At 70.4% G+C, this 10804-nt stretch carries 10 protein-coding genes; 2 read left to right on the forward strand and 8 right to left on the reverse strand.

Annotated features, from left to right (window positions below; translation table 11 throughout):
- Positions 1-79 precede the first annotated feature (79 nt).
- The 4 genes from BT341_RS36980 to BT341_RS36995 are packed head-to-tail and all read right to left on the reverse strand — an operon-like array spanning position 80 to position 3902.
- A complete protein-coding gene (locus BT341_RS36980; protein ID WP_072480647.1) occupies positions 80-832 on the reverse strand; it encodes a succinate dehydrogenase/fumarate reductase iron-sulfur subunit in 753 nt (250 codons plus the stop codon).
- Positions 829-2745 (reverse strand): fumarate reductase/succinate dehydrogenase flavoprotein subunit, encoded by a 1917-nt coding sequence (locus BT341_RS36985; RefSeq protein WP_072480648.1) that lies wholly within the window; start codon positions 2743-2745, stop codon positions 829-831. The genes BT341_RS36980 and BT341_RS36985 overlap by 4 nt, the downstream gene beginning before the upstream one ends.
- A gap of 48 nt (positions 2746-2793) precedes the next feature.
- On the reverse strand, positions 2794-3618 hold the full coding sequence (locus BT341_RS36990; RefSeq protein WP_072480649.1) for a hypothetical protein: 825 nt from the start codon (positions 3616-3618) through the stop codon (positions 2794-2796).
- Positions 3615-3902, reverse strand: coding sequence for a hypothetical protein (locus tag BT341_RS36995; RefSeq protein WP_072480650.1), 288 nt, complete (start codon positions 3900-3902; stop codon positions 3615-3617). Before BT341_RS36995 ends, BT341_RS36990 begins: the two co-directional genes overlap by 4 nt.
- Before the next feature lie 254 nt (positions 3903-4156).
- Here BT341_RS36995 and edd point away from each other — a divergent pair, with 254 nt between their 5' ends.
- Positions 4157-6052, forward strand: a complete 1896-nt coding sequence (gene edd / locus BT341_RS37000) for a phosphogluconate dehydratase (RefSeq protein ID WP_072480651.1) — start codon at positions 4157-4159, stop codon at positions 6050-6052.
- The gene (gene eda / locus BT341_RS37005) at positions 6049-6669 is read left to right on the forward strand and encodes a bifunctional 4-hydroxy-2-oxoglutarate aldolase/2-dehydro-3-deoxy-phosphogluconate aldolase (protein WP_072480652.1); all 621 of its coding nucleotides are present in this window, start codon (positions 6049-6051) and stop codon (positions 6667-6669) included. The genes edd and eda overlap by 4 nt, the downstream gene beginning before the upstream one ends.
- A 91-nt stretch (positions 6670-6760) precedes the next feature.
- Here the strand turns inward: eda and BT341_RS37010 are convergent, their stop codons facing one another.
- The 4 genes from BT341_RS37010 to BT341_RS37025 form a co-directional block, all read right to left on the reverse strand.
- On the reverse strand, positions 6761-7288 hold the full coding sequence (locus BT341_RS37010; protein ID WP_143168978.1) for a regulatory protein RecX: 528 nt from the start codon (positions 7286-7288) through the stop codon (positions 6761-6763).
- 86 nt (positions 7289-7374) lie between these two features.
- Complete coding sequence (gene recA, locus BT341_RS37015) at positions 7375-8421, reverse strand: recombinase RecA (protein ID WP_072480653.1); 1047 nt, start codon at positions 8419-8421, stop codon at positions 7375-7377.
- Between the two features lie 241 nt (positions 8422-8662).
- Entirely contained in the window at positions 8663-8857 is a 195-nt protein-coding gene (locus tag BT341_RS37020; RefSeq protein WP_072482382.1) for a DUF3046 domain-containing protein, read from the reverse strand.
- A 59-nt stretch (positions 8858-8916) separates the two neighbouring features.
- Positions 8917-10758 carry an Hsp70 family protein gene (locus BT341_RS37025; RefSeq protein ID WP_072482383.1) on the reverse strand — a complete coding sequence of 614 codons (1842 nt, stop codon included), beginning with the start codon at positions 10756-10758 and terminating at the stop codon, positions 8917-8919.
- Positions 10759-10804: the final 46 nt, after the last annotated feature.

The following is a 10804-nucleotide window of genomic DNA, read 5'->3' on the forward strand; positions in this document are numbered from 1 at the left end:
CCCCACTTTGGCACGCGGGGCACGAAAAGACGCTCGCGAACCGGCTTGGGCACGGTTCGCGAGCGTCAGGGGGAAAGCGTCACTTGTCGCGGCGGAAGAGCTTGTTGCCCAGCCACACGATCGGGTCGTACTTGCGGTCGGCGACGCGCTCCTTCATCGGGATGAGCGCGTTGTCCGTGATGTGGATGCCTTCCGGGCAGACCTCGGTGCAGCACTTCGTGATGTTGCAGTACCCGAGACCGTGCTCGTCCTGCGCCGCGTCACGCCGGTCCGCCACGTCGAGCGGGTGCATCTCCAGCTCCGCGATGCGCATCAGGTACCGCGGCCCGGCGAAGGACTCCTTGTTCTCCTCGTGGTCGCGCACCACGTGGCAGGTGTTCTGGCACAGGAAGCACTCGATGCACTTGCGGAACTCCTGCGACCGCTCGACGTCCACCTGCTGCATCCGGTACTCACCCGGCTTCAGCCCCGGCGGCGGCGTGAACGACGGGATCTCCCTGGCCTTGGTGTAGTTGAACGACACGTCCGTGACGAGGTCGCGGATCACCGGGAACGTCCGCATCGGCGTGACCGTGATGACCTCGTCCTCGGTGAACGTCGACATCCGTGTCATGCACATCAGCCGCGGGCGGCCGTTGATCTCCGCCGAGCAGGAGCCGCACTTGCCCGCCTTGCAGTTCCAGCGCACCGCCAGATCCGCCGCCTGCGTGGCCTGCAGCCGGTGGATGATGTCGAGGACGACCTCGCCCTCGTTCACCTCCACCGTGAAGTCCTGCAGCGCGCCACCCTCGGCGTCGCCGCGCCAGACCCGGAAACTCGCCTTGTAGCTCATGCCTTGCTCCCGGGGTGCGTCTCGAGCTCGGAGTCGGTGAAGTACTTCCCGAGCTCGCCGAACTCGAACAGCTCGAGCAGGTCCTGCCGCAGCGGCACCTGTTCCTTCACCGTGACGTCGATGTCCGGGACCACCGGGTTGTCCCCCGGCGACGCCGAGCAGACCAGGAGCTTGTTGCGCCACTCGGCGTCCATGCCCGGGTAGTCGTCGCGCGTGTGCCCGCCGCGGCTCTCGGTGCGGGTCAGCGCCGCCTTCGCGACGCACTCGCTGACCATCAGCATGTTGCGCAGGTCGATCGCGAGGTGCCAGCCGGGGTTGAACTGCCGGTGGCCTTCCACCGCGACGTGCAGGATGCGCTGCCGCAGCTCGGCCAGCTTCGTCAGCGCCTGCTCGATCTCCCCGGCCTTGCGGATGATGCCGACCAGGTCGTTCATCGACTGCTGCAGCTCGGTGTGCAGGGTGTACGGGTTCTCGGCCGACGCGCCGGCGGGCGGGTCGAACGGCGCCAGCGCCATCTTCGCCGCGGCGTCCACATCGGACTCGCGCACGGCCGGCCTGCCCTCGAGACCCAGCACGTACTCGGCGGCGCCGAGCCCGGCGCGGCGGCCGAACACCAGCAGGTCCGACAGCGAGTTGCCGCCCAGCCGGTTGGACCCGTGCATGCCGCCCGAGCACTCACCGGCGGCGAACAGGCCCGGCACGCTCGCCGCCGCCGTGTCCGGGTCGACCTCGATGCCGCCCATCACGTAGTGGCAGGTCGGGCCGACCTCCATCGGCTCGGCGGTGATGTCGACGTCCGCCAACTCCTTGAACTGGTGGTACATCGACGGCAGCCGCTTCTTGATCTCCTCGGCGGGCAGCCGGCTGGCGATGTCGAGGAAGACGCCGCCGTGCGGCGAGCCACGGCCCTCCTTGACCTCGGAGTTGATCGCGCGGGCCACCTCGTCGCGGGGCAGCAGGTCCGGCGTGCGCCGGTTGTTGTCCGCGTCGGTGTACCAGCGGTCGGCTTCCTCTTCGCTTTCGGCGTATTGGCCCTTGAAGACCTCGGGCACGTACTCGAACATGAACCGCTTGCCGTCGGAGTTCTTGAGCACACCGCCGTCACCGCGCACGCCTTCGGTGACGAGGATGCCCTTGACGCTCGGCGGCCAGACCATCCCGGTCGGGTGGAACTGGACGAACTCCATGTTGATCAGCTTCGCGCCCGCGCGCAGGGCCAGCGCGTGACCGTCGCCGGTGTACTCCCACGAGTTCGACGTCACTTTGAACGACTTGCCGATGCCGCCGGTGGCGAGCACGACCGCGGGCGCCTCGAAGAGGATGAACCGGCCGCTCTCGCGCCAGTAGCCGAACGCGCCGGCGATCTTGCCGTCGGTGGTGAGCAGTTCGGTGACCGTGCACTCGGCGAAGACCTTGATCTTGGCTTCGTAGTCACCGGTCTCGGCGAAATCCTCCTGCTGCAGCGAGACGATCTTCTGCTGCATCGTGCGGATCAGCTCGAGGCCGGTGCGGTCACCGACGTGCGCGAGCCGCGGGTAGGTGTGCCCGCCGAAGTTGCGCTGGCTGATCCGGCCGTCGGCGGTGCGGTCGAACAGCGCGCCGTAGGTCTCCAGCTCCCAGACGCGGTCCGGCGCCTCTTTCGCGTGGAGTTCGGCCATCCGCCAGTTGTTGAGGAACTTGCCGCCGCGCATGGTGTCGCGGAAGTGGACCTGCCAGTTGTCGTTGGGGTTCGCGTTGCCCATCGACGCCGCGCACCCGCCCTCGGCCATCACCGTGTGCGCCTTGCCGAACAGGGACTTGCACACGACGGCGACGCGGAAACCGCGTTCGCGCGCCTCGATCACAGCTCGCAGACCGGCGCCACCGGCACCGATCACCACCACGTCGTAGCTGTGCCGTTCGACCTCGGTCATGAAGAGATTCCACCTCGGAACTGGGGACGTCGTTGTCGGTGCGGGAGATTAGTTCACGAACCGCAGGTCCGAAATCGCGCCACTGGCCACGAGCATGACGTAGAAGTCGGTCAGCACGAGCGTGCCGAGCGTCGTCCAGGCCAGCGCCATGTGGCGGGTGTTCAGTTTCGTCACCTGCGTCCAGATCCAGTAGCGCACCGGATGCTTGGAGAAGTGCTTCAGCCGGCCACCGGTCACGTGGCGGCAGGAGTGGCAGGAAAGGGTGTACGCCCACAGGAGGATCACGTTGCCGAGCAGGATGATGTTGCCCAGCCCGAACCCGAAGCCGCCGGTCTTGCCGTGGAACGCCGTGATCGCGTCGTAGGTGTTGATCAGCGACACGATCAGCGCGACGTAGAAGAAGTAGCGGTGGACGTTCTGGATGATCAGCGGCAGCCGCGTCTCGCCCGTGTACTTCGCGTGCGGTTCCGCGACGGCGCAGGCGGGCGGGGAGAACCACACGGACCGGTAGTAGGCCTTGCGGTAGTAGTAGCAGGTCAGCCGGAACCCGAGCAGGAATGGCAGCACGACGAACCCGAGCGGGATCCAGCCGGGCAGGTCGCCGAACCAGTGGCCGAAGTGGCTCGACCCGGGCACGCAGGAGGTGGACAGGCAGGGCGAGTAGAACGGCGTCAGGTAGTGGTAGTCGGGCACCCAGTACGCGGTGCGCACGAACGACCGGACCGTCGCGTAGATGACGAACGCGGCGAGCCCGAGCACGGTCAGCAGCGGCTGCAGCCACCACCGGTCCGTGCGGAGGGTGCGCTCGGCGATCCGGGCCCGCTTCGGGGCCCGGACGCCGGTGCCGACGCCGTTGTCAGCCGGAGCGCTCACCGCTGGTCGCGCTTGTAGCCGCCGACGCCTTCGTCATCGGCGCCGTGCCACAGCGACGGGTCGTACGGGGTGTCGGGGACCGGGACGCGTTCGGCGGCCTTGGCCTGGGCGGGCACCGCGAGCGGGACGCCGTCGAGGTCCGCGGTGTCGATGTCGAGGCGTTCCACGTCGTTGGCGAGCCGGCGCACCGCCGACGCGTCGCCGTAGCGCGAGCGCAGCGCGCCGACGCACTGCCTGAGCTGGCCGATGGTTCGCCGCAGCTCGGCGATCTCGGAGGTGGACATCATGCCTCCCGGAGGTGGTGGGGCCGACAGGGAACCGGCCGGGCGATCGCTCGCCCCTACGGCTTTGCCGCGCGTCGTGCAGTGTGACAACTAGCACACTAACGGTTCCGAGGGTGATCGGGGTCACGCGGGTGGATCTTCTGAATCGATTTTGATTTGGCGTTTCGCGAAGGTAGTGTGGCCAGTGTCACGACCCAGAGGCGTCAGCGTTGCCGTCCCGCGGACCACCCCACACCAGTGATCCGGAGCCGGACATGAGCCCCACCCCCACCACGCCCGTCCACCCGGTCGTCGCCGAGGTCACCGAGCGCATCGCCGCGCGCAGTGCCGCGACCCGCGCGGCCTACCTCGAACGCATGGCGGCAGCGTATGCCGAAGGCCCGGTCCGCCGCGGCCTCGCCTGCAGCAACCTCGCCCACGGCTTCGCCGCCATGGAGGGCGCCGACAAGGAGGCGCTGCGAGCCGCGCGCGCTCCCGGCGTCGCGATCGTGTCGTCCTACAACGACCTGCTTTCCGCGCACCAGCCGATGCACGAGTACCCGGCCTGGCTGAAGAAGGCCGTGCGCTCCGCCGGTGGTGTCGCCCAGTTCGCCGGCGGCGTGCCCGCGATGTGCGACGGCATCACCCAGGGCCGCGCCGGCATGGAGCTGTCCCTGTTCAGCCGCGAGGTCATCGCGATGTCGACGGCGATCGCGCTGTCGCACGACATGTTCGACGCCTCGCTGCTGCTCGGGGTGTGCGACAAGATCGTGCCCGGCCTGCTGATCGGCGCGCTGTCGTTCGGGCACCTGCCGGCCGTGCTGGTCCCGGCCGGGCCGATGAACTCCGGCCTGCCGAACAAGGAGAAGGCGCGGGTCCGGCAGCTCTACGCCGAGGGCCTCGCGACGCGCGAAGACCTGCTCGACGCCGAAGCGGCGTCGTACCACTCGGCCGGCACCTGCACGTTCTACGGCACCGCCAACTCGAACCAGATGGTCGTCGAGGTGATGGGCCTGCACCTGCCGGGCGCCAGCTTCGTCCAGCCGGGTTCCGCGTTGCGCCGCGCGTTGACCGAGGAAGCGGGACGCCGGGTCGTCGCGCTGTCCCGCGGCGAGGAGTACACGCCGGTCTCGCGGATCCTCGACGAGAAGGCGTTCGTCAACGGCATCATCGCGCTGCTCGCGACGGGCGGCTCGACGAACCACACGATGCACCTGGTCGCCATCGCCGCGGCCGCGGGCATCGAGCTGACCTGGGACGACTTCTCGGATCTGTCGGCCGTCGTGCCGCTGCTGGCGCGGGTGTACCCGAACGGCAGCGCCGACATCAACCACTTCCACGCGGCCGGCGGCATCCAGTTCCTGGTCGGCACGCTGCTCGACGCCGGGCTGCTGCACGAGGACGTGCACACGGTCGCCGGGTTCGGGCTGCACCGCTACCGCGCCGAGCCGATCCTGTCCGACGGCGAGCTGGTCTGGCGCGACGTGCCGACCCGCAGCCTCGACGAAGACGTGCTGCGCCCGGCGTGGCGCCCGTTCGCCGCGGACGGCGGGCTGCGGATGGTCGCGGGCAACCTGGGCCGCGCGGTGGTGAAGGTGTCGGCGGTGGCACCGGAGCACCGGGTCGTGGAGGCGCCGGCGCGGGTGTTCACGACGCAGGAGGCGTTCAAGGCCGCGTTCGAGGCGGGCGAGCTGGACCGCGACGTCGTCGTGGTGGTCCGGCAGCAGGGGCCGCGGGCCAACGGCATGCCGGAGCTGCACGGCCTGACGCCGGCGCTGGGCGTGCTGATGGACCGCGGGCACCGGGTGGCGTTGCTCACCGACGGCCGGATGTCGGGCGCGTCGGGCAAGATCCCGGCGGCGATCCAGGTGACGCCGGAAGCCGCGGCGGGCGGCCCGATCGCCCGCATCGCCGACGGCGACGTCATCCGCCTGGACGCGTCCGCGGGAACGCTCGACGTGTTCGTCGGTGACGAAGAACTCGCCCGCCGTGAGCTTGTGGACTCGCCACCGTCCGAAGCATCCTGGACCGGCACCGGCCGAGAACTGTTCGCCGCGTTGCGCCGTGCCGTCGGCCCCGCCGACCAGGGCGCTTCGGTGTTCGGGCCGCTGACGCCGGAGCACTTCGGAATGCCCACGCACACTCTGGAAATCCAGGAGGTCGGTCAGTGACCACCGGTCAGGACCTGCTCGAGCTGTCCCCCGTGATGCCCGTGGTGGTGATCGACGACGCCGGCGACGCGGTACCGACGGCCCGGGCCCTGCTCGCCGGCGGGATCGGGGTGATCGAACTGACCCTGCGCACCCCGGCGGCGCTGGCGGCGATCGAGCGCGTAGCCGCAGAGGTACCGGACATCGTGATCGGTGCGGGCACGGTGACAGCGCCGGAGCACGCGAAGCAGGCGGCCGACGCGGGCGCGAAGTTCCTGGTGACACCGGGCTGCACGGACGCGGTGGTCGACGCATGCGCGGAGACGGGTCTGCCGTTCCTGCCGGGTGCGAGCACGGTGTCCGAGGCGATGCGCCTGGCGGAGCGCGGCATTTCGGCTCTGAAGTTCTTCCCGGCGGAGGCATCCGGCGGAGTGGCTTACCTGAAGGCGATCGCGGGCCCGCTGCCGTCGCTGAGGTTCTGCCCGACAGGCGGAATCACCGTGGCCTCAGCGCCGTCGTACCTGGCGTTGGAGAACGTCGGCTGCATCGGCGGCACCTGGCTGACCCCGAAGTCGGCGATCACGGCAGGCAACTTCGCGGAGATCGAGAAGCTGGCCGCGGAAGCGGCGAAGCTGTAAGACGCGCAGGCCTTCCGAAGCACCGTTCCAGTGCGCTGGAACGGTGCTCGGAGTGTGCCGAAGGCGCGCCCCGGCCCCGGAAAAGCCCCACTCAGTCAATGACAGCGTCATCAAGAAGGGTGGACTCCGCGCCGTAGGCGCGAAGTTCCTCCCTGATCACGGTGTACGCCAGCCCCTGCGGATAACCCTTGCGGGCGAGGAACCCCAGCAGCCGCCGCAAGGCCGTCTGCTCATCGACGTTGCCCAGCGACCCGAGGCGCTTGCGGACCAGCTCCCTGGCCATCTGCTCCTCGGACTCGCGGTCGACCTCACCGGCCGCCTGCGCGGCGACCTCACCGTCGACGCCCTTGCGCCGCAGCTCGGCCACCAGCGCGGTGCGGGAGAGGCCCTGGTTCGCGTGCCGGGACTTCACCCACAGCTGGGCGAACTCCTCGTCGTTCACCAGCCCCGCCCGGTCGAGCTTGCCGAGCAGGGTTTCGCTGGTCTCCTCGTCGAACCCCTTGCGGTGCAACGCCTGCCGCAGCTCCTCCTGAGTCCGCGGCCGCGCGGCCAGGAGGTCGAAGCAGATCTCCTTGGCCTTCTTGTACCGCTCCTCGGGAGGCAGCTCGGCCGGCGGCACCTTGGGTGCCCTCGCCACCTGAGTCACTCCCTCGTCCCGCCCCACCGCGGACCACGGCCACGGCAGGGCTCTCCCTCACCGGCGGATCAGAAGTCGACCGGCGCCGGAACCGCCTCGACGGCTTCCGCGTCGACCTGCGGGCCGATGCCGAGCTTCTCCTTGATCCGCTTCTCGATCTCGTTGGCGATGTCCGGGTTGTCGCGCAGGAACCGGCGCGCGTTCTCCTTGCCCTGCCCGAGCTGGTCGCCCTCGTAGGTGTACCAGGCGCCCGACTTGCGCAGGATCGCCTGGTCGACACCCATGTCGATGAGCGAACCCTCGCGGGAGACGCCCTGGCCGTACAGGATGTCGAACTCGGCCTGCTTGAAGGGCGGGGCCACCTTGTTCTTGACAACCTTGACGCGGGTCCGGTTGCCGACGGCCTCGCCGCCGTCCTTCAGCGTCTCGATGCGGCGGACGTCCAGGCGGACCGACGCGTAGAACTTCAGCGCCTTGCCACCGGTCGTCGTCTCCGGGGAGCCGAACATGACGCCGACCTTCTCGCGGAGCTGGTTGATGAAGATCGCCGTGGTGCCCGAGTTGGACAGCGCACCGGTGATCTTCCGCAGCGCCTGGCTCATCAGGCGGGCCTGGAGGCCGACGTGCGAGTCGCCCATCTCGCCCTCGATCTCGGCGCGCGGCACGAGCGCGGCGACGGAGTCGATGACCAGGATGTCGAGCGCGCCGGAGCGGATCAGCATGTCCGCGATCTCCAGCGCCTGCTCACCGGTGTCCGGCTGGGACACCAGCAGCGCGTCGGTGTCGACGCCGAGGTTCTTCGCGTACTCCGGGTCGAGCGCGTGCTCCGCGTCGATGAAGGCCGCGATGCCGCCGTTGCGCTGGGCGTTCGCCACCGCGTGGAGCGCGACGGTCGTCTTACCGGAGGACTCCGGGCCGTAGATCTCGACGACGCGGCCGCGGGGCAGGCCGCCGATGCCGAGGGCGACGTCGAGGGCGATCGCGCCGGTGGGGATCACGGCGATGGGCGGGCGGGATTCCTCGCCGAGGCGCATCACCGAGCCCTTGCCGTACTGCTTGTCGATCTGCGCGAGCGCGAGCTCGAGCGCCTTGTCCTTGTCGGGTGCTGCAGGCATGGAAGTCCACCTCGCTGGTCGAAGCCCCGTCTCTGCCGGGGGCTCTGTGTCGGTTCTTCAGCTGTCCGGTCCGACGCTAGCGGCGGGGACCGACAATTCCAGGCGCGGCGCCCAATCTGTGGATCGCTGGACCCGATGTGGACAACACCATAGACGAACACCTGTTCGAGGTCGGCAGCGACACGCCCTTGCGCTAGGATTTTCGCCCGCCCGGGTCAGGACCCGTCCGTGTTCGCCCAGGTCAGCGTCGTTCGGGCGGGACGTCGAAGGCGTCGCAGACCTCTCGCCAGATCTCCTTCGCCGGAATTCCCGCGGTCAGCGCCTGGTCGACGGTGCGCCCGCCGAGCCCGCTGAGCACGTGGTCCCTGGCCAGCACCTGGGCCCGCCCGGGGCCGAACTCCTCGGCCATCAGCCGCCGGAAAACCGTGATCCGCATCGGGCCCACTCTAACCGGGCGTCGCGAAGGGACCGTTCGCGCCCGCGCTCCGGACCCGGTCACTCCCCCGGCTGCACGCTCGCCTCGAAGTAGTCGGCCAGCGTGCCCGGCGTGGTCGCCGCGGCCTGGTCGCTGGTGTTCAGCTGGTAGATGAACCCCACGAGCGGCCGGTCCGAGACCGTGAACACGAGCACCGCCGACGTCTTGCCAGCCGCCGACGAGTAGTGGCCCTTGAGCCCGTTGCCCGCCCAGTCGGCCTCGGTGCGGTCGCCGCCCGCCGAGGCGAGCAGGCCGTCGGTGTATTGCTTGAGCGTGGCGGCGTCCTCGCCGTGGACGTAGGTCACCTGCGTGCCCGCCCGGCCCGGCGCGGAGCAGGTCGAGGCCGGGCCGAGGCTCTTCGCCGGCGCCGCCGGGCCGTTGCCCATGCCCGGCTTGCAGTCCCCGGTGTCGGCGATCTTCCCGGCGAGCTGGCGCAGACAGCCGGTGAGGCCCTTGTCGTCCGCGTGCCCCGGCTTCTGGCACTGCTCCGCGGTGTAGGTCGGCACCGAAGACGACGACGTCAGGAAGAACGTCAGCCCGGCCGCGAGCACCACCACGACCGCGGCCGCGATCCCGATGACCAGCTTCTTCTTCCCGCCACGCTTCGGCTCGGCCTGCTCCGCGGCGGGCGAGTACGCGGGGAAGTTCGACGGCACCGGCTGCGGCCCGCTGGGCGGGAAGTTCGAGGGTGCGTACCCCGGGTACTGCGGCGGCGGAGGCGGGGGCGCGTACTGCGGGCGGTGCGGCGGGGCGCCGGCGGCCACCGCCCCTTCGACGGCCTGGGTGCGCACGCCGTCGCGGGCCACGTGCTGGGCCCCGAGCGCGACGGCCGTCTCCGGCTGGTCGAGGCTCGCGGGCACGACGCCGAGCTTCTCCGCGATCATCGTGCCGACCAGCGGCAGCCTGCTCGACCCGCCGACGAGGTAGATGCCGGCCAGCCGGTCCGGGGTCAGCCCGGCAGAGCGCAGCGTCCGCGACAGCAGCTCGACGCTGCGCAGCATCGCCGGCCGGACCAGTCCTTCCAGCTCACCGCGGGTGACCAGGACGTCCTTGAACGGCTCGGGCATCGGCACCTCGGTCTGCGGATGCCGCGACAGCGCCTCCTTGGCCGCCTTGACGTCCTCCTGCAGCGCGCGCCGGGTGCGCCGGTCGCCGGTCGACTCGGGGCGCAGCAGCCGCTGCCAGCGCTGCGGGTCGGAGTGCGAGACCTCGCGCCCGACGTGCACCATCAGCGCCTGGTCGACGTCGAGGCCGCCGAGGTCGGGCAGGCCGTCCTCGGCGAGCACGGTGAAGCCGTTCTGCGTGGCCCCGACGACGGCGACGTCGAACGTGCCCGCGCCGAGGTCGTAGACGGCCAGCGCCTGGCCGGGGGCCAGCGACCGGCCGGGGAACGACGCGAAGTGCGCGGCTGCGGCGACCGGTTCGGGCACCAGCAGGATGTTCTGCCCCATCCCGGCGAGCCGGGCGGCGGACAGCAGCACGGTGCGGCGGGTCTGGCCCCACTGCGCGGGGTGGGTCAGCCGGACTTCGTCGGGCTGTTCGCCGCCGAGCTGGCGGGAGGTCTCTTCGAGCACCCGGCGCAGGACGGCGGCCAGCGCGTCGGTCACCGGGACGACGTCGGTGCCGAGCAGCAGGGTCTGCTCGTCGATGCGGCGCTTCGGGTTCGGCTCGAACCGCGTCGGGTCGAGGCGGGCGCGGCGCTCGGCGTCGCGGCCGACCATGATCGTGCCCTCTTCGGTGGCGAACACCGCCGACGGCATGGTGGCCGAGCCGTCGACCTCGACCACCCGGGGCGGCCTGCCGTGCGCCGAAAGGACGGCGACGGTGTTGGACGTCCCGAGGTCCACCGACAGGATCCGCAACTGCACTCCCCTTCGCGAAACACGCCTCGACGGCGCTCGCGGTGAT

Source organism: Amycolatopsis australiensis (assembly GCF_900119165.1).
Taxonomy (GTDB): domain Bacteria; phylum Actinomycetota; class Actinomycetes; order Mycobacteriales; family Pseudonocardiaceae; genus Amycolatopsis; species Amycolatopsis australiensis.

Bases quoted from the DNA above. Each gene is read 5' to 3' on its own strand.
- BT341_RS36995 (WP_072480650.1), bottom strand. From the start codon at position 3,902: ATGTCCACCTCCGAGATCGCCGAGCTGCGGCGAACCATCGGCCAGCTC.
- edd (WP_072480651.1), top strand. From the start codon at position 4,157: ATGAGCCCCACCCCCACCACGCCCGTCCACCCGGTCGTCGCCGAGGTC.
- recA (WP_072480653.1), bottom strand. From the start codon at position 8,421: ATGCCTGCAGCACCCGACAAGGACAAGGCGCTCGAGCTCGCGCTCGCG.
- BT341_RS36980 (WP_072480647.1), bottom strand. From the start codon at position 832: ATGAGCTACAAGGCGAGTTTCCGGGTCTGGCGCGGCGACGCCGAGGGT.
- BT341_RS37020 (WP_072482382.1), bottom strand. From the start codon at position 8,857: ATGCGGATCACGGTTTTCCGGCGGCTGATGGCCGAGGAGTTCGGCCCC.
- BT341_RS36985 (WP_072480648.1), bottom strand. From the start codon at position 2,745: ATGACCGAGGTCGAACGGCACAGCTACGACGTGGTGGTGATCGGTGCC.